Origin of the sequence: Rhizobium sp. CC-YZS058 (genome assembly GCF_034720595.1) — a bacterium.
In the GTDB taxonomy this organism is placed as follows: domain Bacteria; phylum Pseudomonadota; class Alphaproteobacteria; order Rhizobiales; family Rhizobiaceae; genus Ferranicluibacter.
In genome coordinates this window covers 1406049-1427250 of the sequence record NZ_JAYESJ010000001.1, presented here as the reverse complement: position 1 = coordinate 1427250, position 21202 = coordinate 1406049, and the positions used below count along the sequence as shown (strand labels likewise).

Sequence of the window (21202 nt, the reverse complement as noted above, 5' to 3'; positions counted from 1 at the left end):
TCCTGTGGCAATGCAGCAAAAGCGCTGCGATGCGGCCGAGCGGCGATGCAATCAGGAAGAGAACTTCGGGAGCGCTGCCAGCAGGCGGTGAAGCGTATCCAACGTCGAAATATCGGCGATGCCGTCGATTCGTTCCGGGCGAAAATGGCGCTGGAAGGCTTCCACCACCCCGGCGGTCTTCGGTCCGAATTGTCCATCGATCTCAATGCCATAGCCATAAAGCGAGAGCATGGACTGGATCGCTTCCACCGGCTGGCCGACATCGCCCTCTTGGAAGAAGCGCCCGCCCGAAACCGGCGCAGGCGCAACCCAGTGGCCAACCCCTTTGTCATACAAGTTCTTCCAGGGGAAAACTTCTCCCGGATCCACCTTGCGAATGGGGGCGACGTCACTATGTGCGAGCACCTTTTCCGGGCTGATCGACCATCGCTCGACACAGAACTGACACAATTCGATCAGCGCCGCGATCTGTCGATCCGGGTAGGGCGGGAGGCCGCCCGGATGGCCGGCATTGGCGATTTCGATGCCGATCGAGCGTGAATTGATGTCGCTCTGCCCCTGCCACATGCTTTTTCCCGCGTGCCAGGCCCGGCGCGTCTCCGGCACCAGCTGGTCGATCCGTCCGTCTTCATAGACGAGGTAGTGACAGGAGACCTGGCTTTCCGGCGTGCAGAGCCAGTCGCGCGCGCCCTCGGCCGAGGGCATGCCGGTGTAATGGAGGAGGAGAATATCCGGGCGGTCGGTGCCGACGCGCTCGCCGTGATTGGGTGACGGAATGACCCGTGCCCGGGGATAATCCCAGTGAAGGGGGCTCATGCGGCGCGGCGTTCCTTCTCGATCGCCTCATAGGCGGCATTGAGAGCCGCCATGCGATCATGGGCTTCGGCATGCGCCTCGGCCGGGGCGCCGGCGGCGATCAGCCGGTCGGGATGGGTCTGCGAGACCAGCAGCCGATACCGGTGGCGGATGGTCGAGAAGTCGTCCTTCCGCGAAACGCCAAGCAATTGATAGGGATCGACACCGGACGACATGACATAGCGGCACATGATCTTCTCGAAGCCGGCCTCCGTCAGCTTGAAGATCTCGCCGACGCGGCGCAGGAAGGCGAGTTCCTTGTCGTGCAGCGCACCATCGGCCGTGGCGATGTGGAACAGGCCGTCGACGATATTCTCGAGCATCGGGCAATCCGCCTCGCCGGATGCGCACAGCGCCGACAGCTTCTCGGCATAGGCCTCGTAGCCGGCAACGTCCTGGCGGGCGAGGTTGTAGAGCCGTGCGACGTTCTGGGCCTGGTCTTCCGGATACTGGAAGACGTCGCGAAAGGCAGCGACCTCCTTCTCCGTGACGATTCCATCGGCCTTCGCCATCTTGGCCGACAGCGCGATCATCGCCACCGAGAAGGCAACCTTGCGCCGGGTTTCGGGGTCGCCCTCGAACAGGGTGCGCAACGCTTCGACCACGCCTGCGAGCGCATTGCCCGTGGCTGTCACGATCCCGACAAGACGATCCCAGATCGACATGAGCCTTCGCTTTCCGCTGATGACGGTGAACTTCCGGTGCGATAAGTCATACGGCGCCGGAAGGTTGCTGGATGCCGCCGCAATCGATGGTCGGTGCCCCCACCGACATGATCCGGCCTGTTGAGCAGATGGCAGAAGCCGACGCAAGACGGATGCGACGCGGCACCCCCTTGATAACAGTTTTGTGATGGTCCCTCAATAAATTTGTCGCATCGCGATCGACACCGGTGGCTGAAGACCTTGAAACGACCCTTGGAGGATGGAGGCCGGTCGAGGCTTGTCATTTCGCTTACGCAGAATCTGCGCTAGGAGGGGGGTGAGGCAAGGCAGAAGTACGGTGAGGACCGTGCCTGTGCCCCGTCCGTCCCATTCGGCAAGGCTGGCGCCGCTGGCAGCCCTTGCTCTCTCACGTGATGTCCCCGAGGAGGATCCATGGCCAAACAGAAAGTCGCAATGCTGACCGCGGGCGGGCTCGCGCCCTGCCTTTCATCGGCGGTCGGCAGCCTTATCGAGCGCTACACCGATATCGCCCCGGAGATCGAACTGGTTGCCTATCGGTCCGGCTATCACGGCCTGCTGCTGGGCGATCGCATCGAGATCGACGCAGCGATGCGGGAGAAGGCCGGGCTGCTTCACCGGTTTGGCGGGTCGCCGATCGGCAACAGCCGCGTCAAGCTGACCAACACCGCCGATTGCGTGAAGCGCGGCCTCGTGAAGGACGGCGAGAACCCGCTCAAGGTCGCAGCCGATCGTCTGGCGGCCGACGGCGTCACCATCCTCCACACGATCGGCGGCGACGACACCAACACGACAGCCGCCGACCTCGCCGCCTATCTCGGCGCCAATGGCTATGCCCTGACCGTCGTCGGCCTTCCGAAGACCGTGGACAATGACGTGGTCCCGATCCGCCAGTCGCTCGGCGCCTGGACGGCGGCCGAATATGGCGCGCTGTTCTTCGACAATGTCTCGAACGAACAGACGGCGGCGCCGAAGACCCTCGTCGTGCATGAGGTGATGGGCCGCCATTGCGGCTGGCTGACGGCGGCGACGGCGCGCGCCTATCTCGCCCGCGTCAACGGCACCGAGTTCGTCGACGGCTTCATGATGAACCCGCAGATGAAGCGGATCGACGGCCTCTATCTGCCGGAAACGGCCTTCGATCTCGAGGCCGAGGCCGAGCGGCTGCGCGGCGTCATGGCCAGAAACGGTTCGGTCACGCTGTTCGTCAGCGAAGGCGCCTGCCTCGATGCCATCGTCGCCGAGCGCGAAGCCTCCGGCGAGGCCGTGAAGCGCGACGCCTTCGGCCATGTGAAGATCGACACGATCAATGTCGGCAGCTGGTTCTCGCGGCAGTTTGCCGATCTTCTCGGTGCCGAGCGTGCCCTGGTGCAGAAGTCCGGCTACTTCGCCCGGTCGGCGCCGGCCAATGTCGACGATCTCCGGCTCATCAAGGGCATGGTCGATCTGGCGGTCGAAAGCGCACTCAAGGGCGTCTCGGGGGTCACCGGCCATGACGAGGACCAAGGTGGCCGGCTGCGGACGATCGAGTTTCCGCGCATCCGCGGCGGCAAGCACTTCGACGTCAAGACACCGTGGTTCGGCACCCTGATGGATGAGATCGGCCAGGGTTGGAAGGCCGCGCATTAAGTTTTGTTAACACTGTCTGAAGGCCCGCAAAGCCCGGAAATCCGGCATTTTGCGGGCCTTTTGCTTGCGCGAAGCTGGCCACGAAGCCCGTGAAACCGGCCTGAAGCTTGCGGGCGCGGGGTCGATAGGTTAATGAGGGTGCGCGCCGGACGAAGGAAACGACGTCTGATGAGAGGGGCTGCGGGGCCGCATCTATGAAAGCGACAGCATGGCAGATTTCCGTTTTTCCGTGAGCACGTCGGCGCTGAAAGCCTGTGCTCTCCTCTCGGTGGCCTCGCTTGCGGCCTGCTCGAGCGTCGAGAGAACACCGCTTGAGCAACTGACCGCGGCGCAGACCGTGACGCCACTGGCCAAGCCTGGAACGGAAATGACGGCCTATGCGCTGCCGACGCCGGATGGCGCAGCAAGCGCCACCGCCGCGGCCCTCGCCACGCAAACGGCGATGGCAAAACCCGCTGATCCCACAGCCTCCGGCGTGACCGCCCCCGGCGCCACGGCCGCCGGCGCCCCGGTTCCGAGCGCGCTTGCGCTGGCCGAAACCACCCCGTCCAACGCCGCTGCCGCATCGATCCAGACCGCGACCGCCGCTGCCGGCGTGTCCGCGCCCATCGAAATGGCCTCGCTGGCCACGAAGGGCGCCCGCCCCGGTGCGACCGTGAGCGAGCCGACCGCCGAGCCCATTCCCGCCACGACCAAGGCCATCGTCACGGTCGAGACGGTCAAGGTCCCCTTCTCGCCCGATGGGCTCACCATGCGGGCCATGGATTCCGATTTCGATACGGGCGAGCCGGTCGGCCTGGAAAACCTGGTCGCCAACCGGATGATCGTTCCGAGCCCGAAGCCGAACGCCATTGCCGCCGCCTATGCCAAGGTCGAGGGCGCTGCGAGCTCTCTGCTCGGCCGGCAGAAGCCGACCAGCAACCGCCCCGAGCTCGACAGGCTGATCGCCTATTACGCCAAGCTGAACGAAATCCCGGAAGAGCTGGTCCACCGCGTGGTCAAGCGTGAGAGCACCTACAATCCACGCGCCTACCACAACGGCAATTACGGGCTGATGCAGATCCGCTATAACACGGCCAAGAGCCTCGGCTATGACGGTCCGGCGGAAGGCCTGTTCGACGCCGAGACCAACCTGAAATATGCCACGCAATATCTGCGCGGCGCCTGGATGGTGGCGGACAACCAGAACGACCACGCCGTCCGCCTCTATGCCAGCGGCTATTACAACACGGCCAAGAGCAAGGGCATGCTCGACCAACTGAACATGCGCTGACCCATGCGGCGCGGGCACGAAAGCCCCGCCGCGCGCTGCCGCTTCCTCACCCTGGACCGGCCAAACCAATCTTAAGTCTTGAAACGCTGGGAATGCAGCGGGCGGTTGCCAAGCCGGCCGGAGATGGCGTGCTTCAAGCGTCTAGGGCGTCTTCGCGTCGCGCTTGGCGAGCGCCTCGATCACACCCTTCTGCAGCACCGTGACATCATAGCCGCTGCGGCGCGGGGTCAGCCCCATGCGCAGGACCGCCAAGTTCAGCGACGGCACCAGCATGATCGACTGGCCATCATGCCCACGCATAAAATAGGTGCCGACCGGGAAGCCGGCCTCCTCCTCGCCGGAGCGCGTCCAGACCTGGCCGTTGCCGAACCGCCCACCGGAGGCGGCTGTCGGGGTGCGCATCATCTGCACGAACCCATCGGGGAGGATCTGCTCGTCGTTCCAGCGCCCGTTCTGCAGCAGAAGAAGCGCAAAGCGCGCCCAGTCGCGCGCCGTTGCATAGAGATAGGACGAGCCCACGAAGGTACCGTGCGCATCGGGCTCCAGAATGGCGCTCTGCATGCCGAGCGGCCGGAACAGCCGCGTGCGCGGAAAGGTCAGCGCCTCGCGCGGACTGGAGAAGGAATTCATCCACAGGCGGGCGAGAATAACCGATGTGCCGCTCGAATAGGCGAAGCGGGTGCCGGGCGAGGCCTCGAGCGGCCGGGAGGCGGCATAGGCCGCCATGTCGTTTTCAAGGAACAGCATGCGCGTCGCATCGGAGACGGTGCCGTAATTCTCGTTGAACTGCAGGCCGCTCTGCATGGCCATCAGATCGCCCAGCGTGATGCGGCTGCGCTCGTCGTTGCGCCATTGCGGCAGGAGGTCGGCCTTGTCGAGCGCCATCTGCCCATCGCCGATGCGAATGCCGATCAGCGCCGCCGTAACCGTTTTCGTCATCGACCAGCCGAGCAAGGGCGTCGAGGTGTAGAAACCCTCGCCGTAGCGCTCGGCGATGATCCGGCCATCCTTGACGACGACGAGGGCGCGCATGCCCTCGCCCGCCATGGCATCGTCGTCGATCAGCGCCTGGATCGGCGGGCTGACTTCGGCCCCGCCGCCCTCCGGCCAAGGCGCCGGATCATCGGGCGAAGGGCCGCGCCGGCGCAGCGACTTGTTGCCCGGAAAGGCCGCGAACCCGCCTTCGGTCACGTTGGAGCAGCCGAGGCCATCGCGGAAGATCGCATGGCTGGCGGCGGCAAAGCCGAACATGCGCGCCGTCACGGTCTTGCGCTGCTCGTCGACGGAGACGCGCACAAGCCGCAGCAGCGGATGACCGGGCGCCTGAACGTCGTCGTCCAGCACCCGCCCCGCGCTGCGCCCGGCGAGAAACAGATTGGAACAGACCATCTTCGCCGCATAGGCATCGCCGACGCGCAGCAGGTCCGGCGGTGCGACGACCAGCCAGGTGGCTGCCGTTGCAAGGCTGGCAAGAATGCCGCCCGCCACCGTCATGAAGATCGTCCTTCTCCGCATGCCCCGTCTTTCGCACCCCGTTCAGCCGCCTTAGGAGCCCACTATGGCTTTTTCCCACAGTGAAGCCAAGGCACGCCGCCATGTCGTTTGACTGGCTGCTGAATGAGCGACAGGGCCTAGCGATCGGCGCGGCGGCGGTCCCGCGCGCGGCGGGCGAGCATCCGCGGCACGTCGCGCGCGGCAAGTGGCCGGGAGATCAGGAAGCCCTGCACGGCACTCGCGCCCATGGCCCGGGCCTGCTCGAACTGGGCGTCGGTCTCGACTCCTTCGATCGTGGCGGCGAGGCCGAGATTGTCCTTCAGCGTCTGCAGAAGATCGGCGAAGCGGGGATCGCGCCCCGCCTCGCCCATGTCGCGGGTGAAGGAGCGATCGACCTGCAGGTTGTCGAGCGAGAAGGAGCGCAGATAGTGGATGGAGGAAAAGCCGCGCCCGAAATCATCGAGGGCCACCTGCACGCCCAGCCGCCGCAACCCGCTCAGGCAGGTGGACACGACCTCCGGATCGACCGAGAAGATCGATTCGGTGAGTTCGATGGTCAGGCGTCCGGGCGAGAGCCCGGTGGCGCGCAGGCAGCTGTCGACATGGCCAAGGAAATTCGGATCGCGAAGCTGGTCGCCGGCGACATTGACCGCCACCCCCACCGTGCCCGGCCAGGCGATCGCCTCCGCGCAGGCCGTGCGCAGCACCCAGTTGCCGATCGGAACGATCAGTCCGGTCGATTCAGCCAGGCGGATGAAGCGATCCGGCTCGACCTCGCCTTCGACCGGATGGCGCCAGCGCAGCAGCGCCTCGAAGGTCTCGATCGTCCGGGTCTTCAGGCAGAGGATCGGCTGATATTCGAGATAGAGCTCGCCATTGTCCAGCGCCGCCGCAAGTCGCATTTCCAGAACGCCGCGCGATTCTGCCTCGGCCAGCAGGGCGGGCGAATGGAGAAGATGGACCGTTCCCGGCTGGTCCTTCGCCTTGCGCAGCGCGCATCCGGCCCGCTCCAGCACGTCGTCGGCGCCGTCATCCTCGGGACGGCTCAAGGCGACGCCCATGCTGGCATTGATCCAGAAATCACCAAGCGTCAGCGGAAAGGGCTGCGAGAAAAGGCTCTTGATGGTGTCGCACAGATCCTCGAGCTTGCCCGGCGACGGGCGTCCCCGCACGTGGATCGCGAAATCGTCGCCCGCAAGGCGGAACAGGCGGCCGACCTCGCCAAGGCAGGTGACGAGACGCTCGGCCAGCTGCACCAGAAGCTCGTCGCCCGACCGGCTGCCCATCGTCGCATTGACGAAGCGGAAGCGATCCAGGTTGAGAAGCACGACGGCGCCGCGCGCAGATGGCGGCTCGGCGTCGAGAGACTGGTCCAAGGCAAGGCGGTTGCCGAGGCCGGTCAGCGGGTCGACCACGGCAGCCTCGCCGCTTCGCGGTTCAGGGGCCACCTCGCCCTCCTGCAACGGCACACCGAGCGCCCGATCCCGGTAGCGCAGGAAGAGCGGCCAGAAACCGGCGAGCGCGACACCACCTGGATCAGGCATCGCGCCTCCAGCATGACCATGCAGCCAGCCGCCGCAAACGGCGAAGGCTGCGAGCGCCGTAGCGCCCAGCAGAAGCACGGCATTTGGTCGGCTCAGCATCATGGTCATTCCGCCAGCAGAAGGCAGCCGGCGACTCATGCCGGCTTGTTTGTAACCTTCCGGTAAAATAGGGAGAGCGGTTTAACGAGAGATGAAGAGTGAGGTGGCTTCGCCATGAGCCCTAACGCAACCTTAACGCGGGCCGCCCATCCCACAGGCAGCGTCACGAAACTGTTGCGCCCATGTCTTAAAAGCCGCTCATCTCCAACGGGCGGCTCCTCTGATGACAGATCTTCCCCTTTCGGACTTGGCCCCGCAGGCCGGCATGCGCCGGGGCAACGCGGCGTTGAAACAGGCACTGCTGCAACATGAACCGCTCTCGGCCGCCGGCCTGTCCGAACGCCTCTTCGGCCTCCTGTTCTCCGGCCTCGTCTACCCGCAGATCTGGGAGGACCCCGAGGTGGACATGGAGGCGATGGCGCTGAAGGCCGAGCACCACATCGTCACCATCGGCTCGGGCGGCTGCAACATGCTCGCCTATCTCTCCGCACGGCCAGAGCGGATCGACGTCGTCGATCTCAATCGCCATCATGTGGCGCTCAATCGGCTGAAGCTGGCGCTCTTCGGCCACCTGCCCTCCCATGCGGATGTGGTGCGGTTCCTGGCAGAGCCCGGCATGTCCAGCAACGTCGCGGCCTATGACCGCTTCGTCGCCCCGCATCTCGACGAAAACACGCGGCGCTACTGGGAGAGCCGCCAGCTCAACGGCCGCCGCCGCATCTCCGTCTTCACCGACAACATCTACCGCACCGGCCTTCTCGGCCGCTTCATCGGGCTTAGCCATGCGATCGCCCGGCTGCACGGGCTCGATCCGCGCGACTTCGTGAAAACCCGCTCCCTGCGCGAGCAGCGGCATTTCTTTGAGGCGCGGGTGGCGCCCCTTTTCGACAAGCCGCTGATCCGCTGGCTGACCAGCCGGAAAAGCTCGCTCTTCGGCCTCGGCATCCCGCCGCAGCAGTTCGACGAGCTGGCGAGCCTCAGCGACCGCCGCTCCATCGCTCCGGTTCTTCGCCAGCGCCTGGAAAAGCTCTGCTGTCACTTCCCGCTCAAGGAGAATTACTTCGCCTGGCAGGCCTTCGGCCGCCGCTATGCCACGCCCGGCGAAGGCTGCCTGCCGACCTATCTGCAGGCCGATCGCTACGCTGCGATCCGCGCCGAGGCGGGCCGGGTTCACGTCCACCACACGAGCTTTACCGATCTCCTCGCCCGCAAGGCCGAGGGTTCGGTGGATCGCTTCGTGCTGCTGGATGCGCAGGACTGGATGCGGCCAGAACAGCTCGACGCGCTCTGGCGGGAAATCACCCGCACCGCCGCCCCCGGCGCCATCGTCATCTTCCGCACTGCGGCGGAGGAGAGCATCCTCACCGGCCGCCTCTCTCCGGATCTTCTATCCCGCTGGTCCTATGACGCCGAACGCTCGCAGGCCCTTCACGCCCGCGACCGCTCGGCCATCTATGGCGGCTTCCATCTCTACAGGCTGCAGCCATGAGCAATTCGCACGTCCAGAGCCAGGAGCATCAACGGCTGATGGATGCGATGTACCGCCATCAGCGGCACATCTACGATCTGACACGCAAATACTACCTGTTCGGCCGCGACCGGCTGATCGCCGAGCTCCGCGTGCCTGCCGGCGGTCGCGTGCTGGAGGTCGGCTGCGGTACGGGTCGCAACCTGGCCCTGATCGGCCGCCGCTATCCGGAAGCGCGGCTCTTCGGTCTCGACATATCGAGCGAGATGCTGGCCTCGGCGGAACGAACGCTCAACCGGCGACGGAAAGGCCGCGCCGTTCTGCGTCAGGCGGATGCGACAGCGTTTACCGCGGTCGAGTTCGGCGAAAGCGGCTTCGACCGCGTCGTCATCTCCTATGCGCTGTCGATGATCCCGGACTGGGAGAGTGCGGTAGACAGGGCGCTCGACGCGCTCGCGCCCGGCGGCGTGCTGGCCATTGCCGATTTCGGCCAATCCGAGAGCCTGCCATCCCCCCTACGCCGGCTGATCTTCGCCTGGCTGGCACGCTTCCATGTGACGCCGCGCGCGCAGCTGATGGAGATCGTGCGACGCAAGGCGGCGCTTCGCGGCATGTGGACCGAGACGCGCACCATCGGCGGCGGCTATGCCTGGCTCGTCACCTGCCGGCGCCCTTGAGCAGAGGTCGCGCCTGCCTCGCGCAGGCTTGCGCGTTCACAAAGATCGACATCTTCGTGATGGGTTGGCAGTCGCGTAAGCGTGCGATTGCGCTTGAAACTAACCCAATTTTTACGATGATAGGATGAAGATGGGGTTCACGCCTCCGGGGGGTCGGCACGTATGGGCAGTCACGGGTGAGGCAGATCGACCAATCGATTGGCATCGGAGACCCCATGCGCCGGCTGCTTCTGGCCCTACTTCCGCTTGTTTCGCTTCTGGGGGGCTGCACGTCGACGGATTATGACCTGGTGAACACCGCGTCGATCCCGCCCCGCTTTGCCGACAAGGACCCGCAGGACTTCGGCGCGCGCACGCCGCATCACCACAGCATCCACGGCATCGACGTGTCCAAATGGCAGGGCGATGTCGACTGGGAGCGCGTCAAGGCCTCCGGCGTCTCCTTCGCCTTCATCAAGGCCACCGAAGGCAAGGACGTGGTGGATACGAAATTCCCGGAATTCTGGCAGCGTGCTCGCGCCGCCGGCCTGCCCTACGCCCCCTATCACTTCTACTACTTCTGCTCCTCGGCCGACGAGCAGGCCGATTGGTTCATCGCCAATGTGCCGAAGAGCGCGGTCTATCTGCCGCCTGTGCTGGACGTGGAATGGAACGGCGAATCCAAGACCTGCCGCTACCGCCCCTCGCCGCTCACCGTCCAGAGCGAGATGAAGCGCTTCATGGACCGGCTGGAAGCCTATTACGGCAAGCGCCCGATCATCTACACGTCGGTCGATTTCCACCGCGATAATCTGGTGGGACAGTTCAACGACTATCACTTCTGGGTGCGCTCGGTCGCCAAGCACCCGACCGAGATCTACGAGAACCGCCGCTGGGCCTTCTGGCAATATACCAGCACCGGCCAGGTGCCGGGCGTGAAGGGCAACACCGACATCAATGTCTTTGCCGGTTCGGAGAAGAACTGGCGCAAATGGGTGAAGGCCGTTTCGCAACCCAAGGAAATCGCAAGCAACTAAGGCAGCGTTCAGGCCCAGCCCGCGGTCGCCTTCTGTCGCGTGCCGGCCCGACCTTCTTCAATTTGCCCCATTGGCATGGAACGCGACATTTCTCCCGGCCGCGGCCCCGCGCGGCCTTTCCTCGATTGCACAAGGACCCGTCATGACCTCCGCACCCCGGCGCCTGCTCTACTCCCTCGGTCTGCTCACGCTGATGAGCGCAACGGCCGCAGCGCAAGGCACGGATGGCGCGGCCCCGGCCGGTGCGCCCGCCGGCGTTCCTGCTGCACCCTGCGGCGGTGATCTTTCGGCCTTTCTCGACGGTGTGCGGGCCGAAGCGAGCGCCAGGGGCATCCCGGCGGCAGCGATCGACAAGGCGCTTGCCGGCGCCCAGATCGACGAGAAGGTGCTTTCGCGCGACCGCGCCCAGGGCGTCTTCCGCCAGACCTTCATGGAGTTTTCCACCCGCACGGTGAGCAAGGCCCGCCTTTCGATCGGCGCGAAGAAGATGAAGGAGTATGAGGCGGTCTTTGCTCGCGCCGAACAGGAGTTCGGTGTTCCGGCACCGGTGATCACCGCCTTCTGGGCCATGGAAACCGATTTCGGCGCCGTACAGGGCGATTTCAACACGCGCAACGCGCTGGTGACGCTGGCCCATGATTGCCGCCGGCCGGAAATGTTTCGCCCGCAGCTGATCGCCGCGATCGAGATGGTGCAGCATGGCGACCTCGACCCCGCCACCACCACCGGCGCCTGGGCCGGCGAGATCGGCCAGGTGCAGATGCTGCCCGAGGACATCATCGCCCAAGGGGTCGACGGCGATGGCGACGGCCATGTGACGCTGAAGACCAGCGCCCCGGACGCCATCCTCACCGCCGCGAAGTTCATCAAGAGCCTCGGCTTCACCGCCGGCCAGCCCTGGATCCAGGAAGTGCGCCTGCCGGAAAACCTCCCCTGGGAGAAGACCGGGCTTCAGGAGGGGATGACGGCGGGCGACTGGTTCGCGCTCGGCGTGGAGCCCCGCGACGGCAACAGGCAGTTTGCCAGCCTGCCGGCCTCCGTGGTCGTTCCGCAGGGGCGCAAGGGGGTCGCCTTCATGACCTATCCGAACTTCAACATCTATCTCGAATGGAACCAGTCCTTCATCTACACCACCTCCGCAGCCTATTTCGCCACGCGGCTGGCCGGCGCACCTGCGTATAACCCCGGCAACCCGGAGCCGGGCCTGAGCGACGAGCCGATGAAGCGGCTGCAGACGCGACTGGATGAACTCGGCCACGACGTCGGCAAGATCGACGGCATTCTCGGCGCCGGTACCCGCGCAGCCCTGCAAAAGGAACAGCAGCGCCTGGGCCTGCCGGCCGATGGCTGGGCAACACAGGCGGTTCTCGACAAGCTCTGAGACGACCGGCCGGGAAACGGCCATCCGGATGGTTTCCGGGTGGCCGCTCGGTTCGGGCCTCGGTAAGGAAGGTACACGCCAAGCCGTAGGAGTTGCCGATGCGCGCCGCCGCCCCCCTTGCCGAACAGCGCATGAGCCTTCTGACCTGGGGGCTCCTGGTTCTCCTCGGGTTGATCTGGGGCGCGTCCTTCTTCTTCGGCCGCATCGCGGTGGCGCATGTGCCGGCCTTCACGCTGGTGTTTCTGCGGCTTTCGATCGCGGCGCTCGCCCTGCACCTCGTCCTTCGCGCCCGGCACGGTCTCTATCCGGCGCTTCGCGACAATGCGGGGCGGTTCCTGCTCCTGGGCCTTATCAACAATGCAGTGCCGCACAGCCTGATCTTTCTCGGGCAGACGGAGATCGGCGCGGGTCTCGCCTCGATCCTCAACGCGACGACGCCGATCTGGACGGTGCTCTTTGCCCATGTCTTCACCAGCGACGAGCGGATGACGCCGGCCAAGATCGCCGGCGCGGTGCTGGGGCTGGCCGGGACGGTGGCACTGATCGGACCGAGCGCCCTCTCCCATCTCGCCAGCGGCGACCACGAAATCCCGCTCTGGGCCCTGATCCTGCCGATCGGCGCAGCCATGAGCTATGGCGCGTCGGCCATCTATGGTCGGCGCTTCCGGCACCTGGCGCCGGGGGTGACGGCCGCCGGCCAGCTGACGGCCTCGTCGCTCATCATGCTGCCGGTGATGCTTCTGGTGGACGAGCCTTGGGCCTTGCCCGTTCCGCCGCTCGGCACCATCCTCGCCATCCTGGCGCTGGCCCTCGTTTCCACCGCCTACGGCTATATTCTCTTCTTCCGAATCATGGCGCGGGCGGGCGGCACCAACACCTCGCTCGTGACGCTGCTCGTGCCGCCGAGCGCGATTCTTTTCGGAGTTCTGTTCCTAAACGAAGCATTGGGCGCCAATCAGCTGCTCGGCATGGCGCTGATCCTGACCGGCCTCCTCGTGCTCGACGGTCGTATGGTTAAGGCTTTTCGACGGTGATCACGACCGACCGGAAAAATGCGGCGGCCGCACTGCACAAGCGGGCGGAATGAGGGCAGAGCATCGCCCCGCGACAAGAAATCTTAAGACGCCATGAATTTACTAGACTTTGTTAAAAAACAGTGGGTAAAGGCTGTGGACAACGACCTTCCTGCGGCCGATGACCGCGCTGCAGCACAAGATTCCCTTTGCACTGTGGCATTTTCAACCTATGTTTCAATCGTTAACGCCAGGAGGGCCGGACATGGGTATCACGCGTTCGCTGAATGTCGTCATGGTAGGTGCAGCCTTCGCTTTCGTTGCGATGATGCTCTTCATTTGAGGAGAGGGAGAGCAGACCGAACGGCCCTGAACAAGAATGGCCGACGGGACCTTCAGACTTTTTGAGCGCCGGAACCCTCGAGAGGGACGGACGTCGATCAAGCCTCCGAGTGAACCCTCGGAGGCTTTTTCATGTCCACAGACGAGACAGGCAGACCGCGGGACCGGCGAGCGATCAGGCGGCGGCGCCCTGCGGCATCCCATCTGCGGCCGCACGATGCGGAAAGCCGACGAGATCGCACACGGCCGAAATGAGCGGCGCGCGGTTCATCGTATAAAGGTGGAAATCGCGGATGCCACGGCGGGCGAGATCAGCGATCTGTTCGGCGGCGATATGCGTCGCCTCCTTGAACCGTTCCTCCGGCTTGTCGTCGAGATGGGCAAGGCGGGTCGCCAGCACCTCCGGCACGCGCGCGCCGCAGAGGCCGGCGAACTTGGTGACCTGCGCGAAATTGTTGATGGGCAGGATGCCCGGCACGATGGGAATGGTGATCCCCGCAGCGCGCACCCGCTCGAGATAGCGCTCGAAATCGTCATTGTCGAAGAAGAACTGGGTCAGCGCCCGCGTGGCGCCATTGTCGACCTTGCGCTTCAGCATGTCGATATCGGCATCGACCGTGCTGCTTTCCGGGTGCTTTTCCGGATAGGCGGAGACCGAGATTTCGAACCGGCCGCGGCGCGCCAGGCCGGCCACCAGCGCGGCCGCATTTTCATAGCCACCGGGAAAGGGCGAATAGGACGCACCGATGCCGCCCGGCGGATCGCCGCGCAGCGCCACGAAATGGCGCACGCCGGCTTTGGCAAACTCCTCGATGACCTGGTCCACCTCGGCGCGGCTGGCGCCGACGCAGGTGAGATGGGCCGCCGTGCCGGGCATGTCGCACTCTTCGATCAACCGCTTGACCGTGGTGAGCGAGCGGGACTTGGTGGAGCCACCGGCGCCATAGGTGACGCTGACGAAGCCGGGCGCGAAGACATCGAGCGACCGCGCTGTGTCGAACAGCTGCCGCTCCATCTCCTCGTTCTTCGGCGGGAAATATTCGAAGGACAGGCGCAGGTCGCCGCGCTCGGCCGGGTAAAGGGTGCGGTCGGACATCAGCGGGCTCCTGCGGCAAGCGGACGGGCGGAGAGATCGGCGGACGGCGCGGCCACGGCCTCGCCCTTGATGGCGATCCAGATCGTGACGGTGAGCGGCCGGTCGGCGGCCGTGCTCGGTGTCAGATCGACGACGCGCGTCAGGCTGAGGCCTGCCTGGTCCAGCCAGGCTTGCATCTGCGCATGCGAGAAGCCGAGCCGCAGATGGGCATGCTCGTCGCGCAAATCCTCGACCGCGTGGGGGGCGAGATCGACGATGGCCAGCCGGCCGCCGGTCGCCAGCAGCCGCGATGCCTCCTGCACCGCCGCCTCAGGCTCCTGCAAGAAGTGCAGGACCTGATGGATCGTCACCAGATCGAAGCTCGCCGCTTCGAGGGGCAGATTGAAAATATCGCCGAGGCGGACGCCGGCACGCGACACGCCGGCGCGGTCGAGATTGGCGCGGGCCACCGCCAGCATGTCGCGGCTGGCATCGACGCCGGTCGCCTCGTCATAAAGCCCGTCGAGCAGCTGCAGCATGCGGCCCGTTCCGGTGCCGAGATCGAGAAGGCGCGAGACCGGGGCGGAGCCGAGGGCCGCAAGCAGCGCCTCCTCCACCTCCTGCTCGCCGACATGCAGCCGGCGCAGCGCGTCCCATTCAGCGGCATTGCGGGCGAAATAATCCTGTGCGCGCTCCGAGCGCGCCTGCTTCAACGCCTTCAGGCGCCCGTGGTCGCGCTCGAGAACCGGATCGCTGCCATCGGCCGCGGACAGGACCGCGCGCACCAGCGCTATATTTCCGCCCTGCCCGCGCAGCCGGAAATAGGCCCAGGCGCCTTCCTGATAGCGATCGATCAGCCCGGCTTCGCCGAGCAGCTTCAAATGCCGGGAAATGCGCGGCTGCGACTGGCCGAGGATCTCGGTCAGATCGGTAACGGTCAGATCGCCGGCCGAAAGAAGGAGAAGAAGCCGCAGACGCGTGGGTTCCCCCGCCGCCTTCAACACCTCCACCGCCTCATCCAACCGCAAACCCTGATCCGCCATGACGTCCTCATCAACACATAAAGATATGTTTATGTGATTTCAGGGTGAAGCGCAAGACCTATTGCGGGAGCAGCGGCAGAAGGAGACGCACGGCGGATGCGGGTGCCGGCGAAGGGAGCGTGGACCACATGAAGGCACGGTGGCGAGACCGCAGAGACAGGGGGCGGATACACCACCGAAGACCCGAGACACCGCATCGCCCGTCTTCGAAGATCTACGGAACTGCCGGGCTCCCGCCGACACACGTCGCGCGGTTCTCATGGCCACGCGCAGTTCCGGACCGTCACGACATGCGAAATCCGTACCACCCGCTCTTCGCCGCTCTTGTGGCAGAGCGCGCGCTACAGTCGACCCCTTAGCAAGGGAGATGCCGGCAGGCGGAAGGGGGCCGCCCCGTGCGAAGGCCCGCCTGTTTCGGACCGAACACGTCCCTTTGCCGCGGCGGAGGCCCGCCATGAATAGGCTGCGGCGGACCAACCGCCGCAGCCAGATGTGTTCAGCGCGTCAGACGCTTGTAGGTTACCCGCTTCGGGTTGACCGAATCCGGGCCGAGGCGGCGGATCTTGTCCTTTTCGTAGTCCTCGAAATTGCCTTCGAACCATTCCACATGGCTATCGCCTTCGAAAGCGAGGATGTGGGTGGCCAGGCGGTCGAGGAACATGCGATCGTGGCTGATGATGACGGCGCAGCCGGCGAAGTTTTCGAGAGCGTCCTCGAGCGCCGACAGGGTTTCGGTATCCAGATCGTTGGTCGGTTCGTCGAGCAGGATGACGTTGCCACCGGCCTTCAGCATCTTGGCGAGGTGCACGCGGTTGCGCTGGCCGCCCGAAAGGGTGCCGACCTTCTGCTGCTGGTCGCCGCCCTTGAAGTTGAAGGCGCCGCAATAGGCCCGCGAGTTCATCTCGTGCTTGCCGAGCTTGATGACCTCATTGCCGCCGGAAATCTCTTCCCAGACGGTCTTGTTGCCGTCCAGCGCATCACGGCTCTGGTCGACATAGCCGAGATCGACGGTCTCGCCGATGGTGACCGCGCCGGCATCCGGCGTCTCCTGGCCGGTGATCATGCGGAAGAGCGTCGTCTTGCCGGCGCCGTTCGGGCCGATGACGCCAACGATGCCGCCCGGCGGCAGCTTGAAGCTCAGATTGTCGATCAGCAGGCGATCGCCATAGCTCTTGGATACGCCTTCGATGTCGATGACCGTATTGCCAAGACGCTCGCCGACCGGGATGACGATCTGTGCATCGCCGGGCCGGCGATCGGCCGCTGCCTGCACCAGTTCATCATAGGCGCGGATACGCGCCTTCGACTTGGCCTGGCGTGCCTTGGGGCTGGAGGCGATCCACTCCTGCTCGCGCGACAGCGCCTTCTGGCGGGAGGCTTCCTCGCGACCCTCCTGCTGCATGCGCTTGGCCTTCGCCTGGAGATAAGCGGAGTAGTTGCCTTCATAGGGAATGCTGCGGCCGCGGTCGAGCTCGAGGATCCAGCCGGTCACGTTGTCGAGGAAGTAGCGGTCGTGGGTGATCATCAGCACGGCGCCCGGATATTCGCGCAGGTGCTTTTCGAGCCAGGCGATGGTTTCGGCGTCGAGATGGTTGGTCGGTTCGTCGAGCAGCAGCAGATCGGGCTGCGACAGCAGCAGGCGGCAGAGCGCGACACGGCGCTTTTCACCGCCCGAAAGCGCGGTCACGTCGGCATCGCCCGGCGGGCAGCGCAGCGCGTCCATCGCCATTTCCACCTGGCTGTCGAGGTCCCAGAGGTTCTGGCTGTCGATGATGTCCTGGAGCTTTGCCCCCTCATCCGCCGTCTCGTCGGAATAATTCATCATCAGGTCGTTGTAGCGGTCGAGGATCGCCTTCTTCGAAGCGACGCCTTCCATCACATTGTCGAGCACGCTCTTGGTTTCGTCGAGCTGCGGCTCCTGGGCCAGGTAGCCGATGGTCGCGCCTTCGGCGACCCAGGCTTCGCCGGTGAACTCCTTGTCGAGTCCGGCCATGATCTTCAGAACCGTCGACTTACCGGCCCCGTTCGGGCCGAGAATGCCGATCTTGGCATCGGGGTAGAAGGACAGGTGGACGTTCTCGAGCACCTTCTTGGTGCCGTAGGACTTGTTCAGTCCGGCCATGTGATAGATGAATTGACGCGCCATGGTCGATGGAAGCTCCCGCGGGGATGGATGTGGCCGCTATGTAGGCGAATTGCGCCCGCGGAGCAATGCGGCCACCGAGCCTGCGCGCCGGAAGCCTCGGATCAGGCATTGTCGCGGGGGCCACGCGCTGCGGCACGCGCCCACCGGACAATGGCAGCCGCAGAGGTCACTCCGTCTTCGCCGTGCTGCTGCCCGGCTGATCGACGATGCCGCTCTCGCAGCCGAAGCGCGTCACCGGCGCCCCTGCCATCGCCTCCTTCAAACCTGCCTGATCCGGCGTCGCGCCGAGGCCGAGGGTCAGGCCCGTGACCAGCATGCGGTCGCCGATCTTGCGGCAGCGCATCTTAACGCGAAGCGCGCTGTCTTCCCCGAAGCTCTCGGTAAACGCGGCGACGACGGCCGCGCGATCCACGCCTTGGCCGAGACGCGCCTTGAAGAGCCGCCCGACGGCCGAGCCGTTCACTTCGTCGAGCAGGCGCAGCTGCAGCGCGAAATAGGCCTCGGCCGTGCGCGTCTGGCAGCTGCCATTCATCAGCCAGACATGGCGGTCGAGGCCGGAGACCGTGCCGGGCATGGCGGCTTTGAGCCGCGCGTTCAGGTCAGCCGGCAGCGCCACGGCGGGCAGACCCAGCCAATCGCGCGCTTTGTCCCGGGCGCGTGCCGTTTCTTCCACATGGCAGAAGCGCTGGCCCGGCACCCACAGCCCCTGCAGCGAGAACTGCGGCGCCACCGCCGATCCGCTGCATTCCGGCCGCTTCGCCTTCTTCTCGCAATAGGCAGGCTGCCAGCCGAGGCCGAGAACGAAGGCCGGCTTGGCCGAAACCGGCCTCGCCTGCGCCGCGAGGAAGACCGTGCCCGGCATGCAGAACAGGAAGAGACCCAGCAGAGCCGAAAGTCCAAACAGCCGGCGGGCGAGATGCAAAGAGATCCGAGGCATGAAAACGCTCCATAGCGAGAACAAATCATGTCTAATACACGATAGAACCATGAACAAATCAAGCCGATTATCGTGCCTTCCTAAAATTCATGCAGATGATGCAAGCAGCTTACCGTTGGGCTATGCTGGCCCCTCCACCAGCCAGGCCGCGCCATGACGATCCCCTACGCCCCGACCATCCAGCTGAGCCCGACCGGCGCGCATCTATCGGTCCGTCATTACCCGGCAGATGGCGCGGCGCGAGGGATCCTCCTCGTCAGCCATGGCCTCGGCGAGCATTCGGGACGTTATGGCGCCTTTGCCGCGGCCATGGCCGGGCATGGCTTCTCGGTGCACGCGCTCGACCATCGCGGCCATGGGCGAACGCAGGCGCCGGACGCGCCGCTTGGCAGTTTCGGTTCGGTCGACGCGGTGTTCGACGATCTGGAAGCGCTGCGGAAAAAGGCGGTCGATGCGGAACCCGGCCTCCCGGTGCTGTTGTTCGGCCATTCCATGGGCGGGCTGATCGCGCTCAATGCCGCCATCCGGTCCCCTGCTTTCTATGATGGCCTGGCCGTCTGGAACAGCAACCTGTTCCCAGGGGCAGCGGGGCGGGTTGCGCAGGGCCTCCTGGCGCTGGAGCGCATGCGCAAGGGATCGGATGTGCCGAGTGCCCTGCTGCCGGTCCTGACGTTCGAGGCCTGGGGAAAGGCCATTCCCGGCGCACAGACGCCCTTCGACTGGCTCTCGCATGATCCCGACGTCGTGGCCGCCTATCAGGCCGATCCGCTCTGCGGCTTCGCCGCCAGTGTCGGCCTCTGGCAGGCGCTCTTTCGGCTGGCCTATGCCGGCGCGGCAATCGACAGGCTGAAGCGGCTCGAAAGTGACCTGCCGATCCACCTTGCCGGCGGCGGGCAGGACCCGGCAACGGCCAAGGGCTCGGCCGTCGAGCGCCTGGCCACGCAGATGCGCAGCGCCGGGCTCAAGGACGTGACGCTGCGCATCGATCCGCAGGCGCGCCACGAAACGCTGAACGACCATGGCCGCGAGGCGGCCATCGCGGCCTTCGCCGCCTGGGCGCGCCGGGTGGCCGAACAAACGGCCGGGAGGGCTGCCGGGCGGGCGCAACCGGCGAGCTGAAAGCTCAGCCGCGGATATGCCGGGTCTGTTCGTAGACCGCGGTGGAGCGCGCGCCGGACCGGCAATAGCCGAGCATCGGCCGCTCGAAGGTGTCGAGCGCATCGACCATAGCGTGCACGGCATCCGCCGTGACCCCGGCAGGGCCGACCGGGATATGCTTGGTTTCGAGGCCGAGCTCCCTGGCCCGCGCCTCGATCTCCGCGAAACGCGGCTGGTCGGCAGCCTCCTGGTCCGGCCTGTGGCAGACGATGGACTTGAAGCCCATGGCCTTGATCTGCTCAAGGTTGTCCGGCGTGATCTGACCGGTCACCGAATAGCTCTCGTCGATCGTGCGGATATCCATCATGCTCATCTCCTGTTCGCCCATCGCCCGCGCGCCGCAATCAACGGTCCGTGAAGCCCGGGCCCTTCGTCCCCTTTGATGTAGGCTGCCCCCGCCCGACCCGTCAACCGGCGGCCGTTCCGCCGTGGGGGGCCTCATCGATGATCCGCAACGCCAGGCGATAGGCGATCGACCCGCCCGGTTGCAGAAGCGGCAGCTCCCCCGCCGCCTCAAGCGCCGGCCGCTTGGCGATGCGGTGCGAGACCGGCTCCAGGCTTAGGACATCCGCGCCGTCGCGCTGGCAGCGCCACATCTGAAAGAAAGGCAGCGTGTCGGTCGGATAGCGCACTTCGAGCATGCGGCGCTTGAGCCCAGGGATCGGGCCCAGCAGGATGCGCGCCTCGCCCGCCGACGACGATCCGGCCGCCGGCAGGCAGACATGGGCGCTTTCCCCCGCTCCGAAGCGCCAGGGCAGCATGCCGCCGGGCAGCATCAAGCCCGCGACGACGGTGTCTTCGCCAAGCAGCCGCCCCGCAAGATTGATGTGATACATGCACATGGGCGAAAAGGGCGCGGGCCCGACATTCGTCACACGGTCGGACAGCGCGACCCAGCCATCCGCCCCAACGGACCAGCGCCGCTCGATCTCCGCCGTTCCGCCATCGGCGAGCGGAACCTCAAAGCGCGCCTCGACCGCGCCCGGCTCCGCGCGGCAGGCGGACGGCGGCACCGCCGTTCCGGCCATCGACCCGTGCAACGGGTAGTGGGCCTGGCCATCCCCGGCTGGCTCGGGATGGCGGATATGCTCCGGGCCACAGGTGAAAAAGAAGCCCTGAAGCGCATGATCGATGCGCGGATCGCCATCCGACGGAATAGCCGAGCCCGGCGAAAGATCGACGCCTCCGACCACGAAGGCGGCGAGGTCGAGCGCGGAGGTTCGATCGAGCCGGAGGTGGCCTCCGCCTGGCTGAAGATCAAGTCGCATGCCGTCCGCCTCCCGCGGCCTCCACCGAGGCCCTTGTTCTGCCTCACAAATTCTCCGCACGCGAGGAGGCGCTACCAGCCCTCTTCTCCTCGCGCTGTGGT

The 21202-nt window shown here is 65.7% G+C and carries 18 protein-coding genes; 8 read left to right on the top strand and 10 right to left on the bottom strand.

The window, feature by feature from the left end; translation table 11 throughout:
* Nucleotides 1-51: 51 nt before the first annotated feature.
* A complete protein-coding gene (locus tag U8330_RS06835) occupies nt 52-816 on the bottom strand; it encodes an N-acetylmuramoyl-L-alanine amidase (RefSeq protein WP_323104418.1) in 765 nt (254 codons plus the stop codon).
* Nucleotides 813-1520, bottom strand: a complete 708-nt coding sequence (locus tag U8330_RS06830; RefSeq protein WP_323104417.1) for a DnaJ family molecular chaperone — start codon at nt 1518-1520, stop codon at nt 813-815. Before U8330_RS06830 ends, U8330_RS06835 begins: the two co-directional genes overlap by 4 nt.
* A 432-nt stretch (nt 1521-1952) precedes the next feature.
* Between U8330_RS06830 and U8330_RS06825 the strand changes: the two genes are divergently transcribed.
* Nucleotides 1953-3167, top strand: a complete 1215-nt coding sequence (locus tag U8330_RS06825; protein WP_323104416.1) for a pyrophosphate--fructose-6-phosphate 1-phosphotransferase — start codon at nt 1953-1955, stop codon at nt 3165-3167.
* A 208-nt stretch (nt 3168-3375) separates the two neighbouring features.
* Nucleotides 3376-4440, top strand: a complete 1065-nt coding sequence (locus U8330_RS06820; RefSeq protein ID WP_323104414.1) for a lytic transglycosylase domain-containing protein — start codon at nt 3376-3378, stop codon at nt 4438-4440.
* Between the two features lie 141 nt (nt 4441-4581).
* Here the strand turns inward: U8330_RS06820 and U8330_RS06815 are convergent, their stop codons facing one another.
* Nucleotides 4582-5955: a serine hydrolase gene (locus tag U8330_RS06815; protein ID WP_323104413.1), complete on the bottom strand. Its 1374-nt coding sequence runs from the start codon at nt 5953-5955 to the stop codon at nt 4582-4584.
* Between the two features lie 116 nt (nt 5956-6071).
* Nucleotides 6072-7478 (bottom strand): bifunctional diguanylate cyclase/phosphodiesterase, encoded by a 1407-nt coding sequence (locus tag U8330_RS06810; RefSeq protein ID WP_323104411.1) that lies wholly within the window; start codon nt 7476-7478, stop codon nt 6072-6074.
* A 322-nt stretch (nt 7479-7800) separates the two neighbouring features.
* Here U8330_RS06810 and U8330_RS06805 point away from each other — a divergent pair, with 322 nt between their 5' ends.
* The 5 genes from U8330_RS06805 (at nt 7801) to U8330_RS06785 (ending at nt 13153) form a co-directional block, all read left to right on the top strand.
* A complete protein-coding gene (locus tag U8330_RS06805; RefSeq protein WP_323104410.1) occupies nt 7801-9066 on the top strand; it encodes a DUF3419 family protein in 1266 nt (421 codons plus the stop codon).
* The gene (locus U8330_RS06800) at nt 9063-9722 is read left to right on the top strand and encodes a class I SAM-dependent methyltransferase (protein WP_323104409.1); all 660 of its coding nucleotides are present in this window, start codon (nt 9063-9065) and stop codon (nt 9720-9722) included. The genes U8330_RS06805 and U8330_RS06800 overlap by 4 nt, the downstream gene beginning before the upstream one ends.
* 215 nt (nt 9723-9937) lie before the next feature.
* Nucleotides 9938-10738: a GH25 family lysozyme gene (locus tag U8330_RS06795; protein WP_323104407.1), complete on the top strand. Its 801-nt coding sequence runs from the start codon at nt 9938-9940 to the stop codon at nt 10736-10738.
* Nucleotides 10739-10880: 142 nt separating this feature from the next.
* Nucleotides 10881-12119, top strand: a complete 1239-nt coding sequence (locus U8330_RS06790) for a lytic murein transglycosylase (protein WP_323104406.1) — start codon at nt 10881-10883, stop codon at nt 12117-12119.
* Nucleotides 12120-12217: 98 nt separating this feature from the next.
* On the top strand, nt 12218-13153 hold the full coding sequence (locus U8330_RS06785) for a DMT family transporter (RefSeq protein WP_323104404.1): 936 nt from the start codon (nt 12218-12220) through the stop codon (nt 13151-13153).
* A gap of 496 nt (nt 13154-13649) precedes the next feature.
* Here the strand turns inward: U8330_RS06785 and metF are convergent, their stop codons facing one another.
* The 4 genes from metF to U8330_RS06765 all read right to left on the bottom strand — a co-directional run bounded on the left by metF (nt 13650) and on the right by U8330_RS06765 (nt 18675).
* Nucleotides 13650-14570, bottom strand: coding sequence for a methylenetetrahydrofolate reductase [NAD(P)H] (metF, locus tag U8330_RS06780; protein ID WP_323104403.1), 921 nt, complete (start codon nt 14568-14570; stop codon nt 13650-13652).
* Entirely contained in the window at nt 14570-15592 is a 1023-nt protein-coding gene (locus U8330_RS06775; protein WP_323104402.1) for a metalloregulator ArsR/SmtB family transcription factor, read from the bottom strand. The genes metF and U8330_RS06775 overlap by 1 nt, the downstream gene beginning before the upstream one ends.
* Nucleotides 15593-16088: 496 nt before the next feature.
* Nucleotides 16089-17738 carry an energy-dependent translational throttle protein EttA gene (ettA, locus tag U8330_RS06770; protein WP_323104400.1) on the bottom strand — a complete coding sequence of 550 codons (1650 nt, stop codon included), beginning with the start codon at nt 17736-17738 and terminating at the stop codon, nt 16089-16091.
* Between the two features lie 166 nt (nt 17739-17904).
* On the bottom strand, nt 17905-18675 hold the full coding sequence (locus tag U8330_RS06765; RefSeq protein WP_323104399.1) for a ribonuclease: 771 nt from the start codon (nt 18673-18675) through the stop codon (nt 17905-17907).
* A 153-nt stretch (nt 18676-18828) separates the two neighbouring features.
* Here U8330_RS06765 and U8330_RS06760 point away from each other — a divergent pair, with 153 nt between their 5' ends.
* Nucleotides 18829-19794: an alpha/beta hydrolase gene (locus tag U8330_RS06760; protein WP_323104398.1), complete on the top strand. Its 966-nt coding sequence runs from the start codon at nt 18829-18831 to the stop codon at nt 19792-19794.
* A gap of 4 nt (nt 19795-19798) precedes the next feature.
* Here U8330_RS06760 and U8330_RS06755 read toward each other — a convergent pair whose 3' ends face one another.
* Together U8330_RS06755 and U8330_RS06750 are read right to left on the bottom strand one after the other, a co-directional pair.
* Nucleotides 19799-20137 (bottom strand): TIGR01244 family sulfur transferase, encoded by a 339-nt coding sequence (locus tag U8330_RS06755; protein WP_323107213.1) that lies wholly within the window; start codon nt 20135-20137, stop codon nt 19799-19801.
* 103 nt (nt 20138-20240) lie between these two features.
* Nucleotides 20241-21101 (bottom strand): DUF4432 family protein, encoded by an 861-nt coding sequence (locus U8330_RS06750; protein WP_323104397.1) that lies wholly within the window; start codon nt 21099-21101, stop codon nt 20241-20243.
* Nucleotides 21102-21202 lie beyond the last annotated feature (101 nt).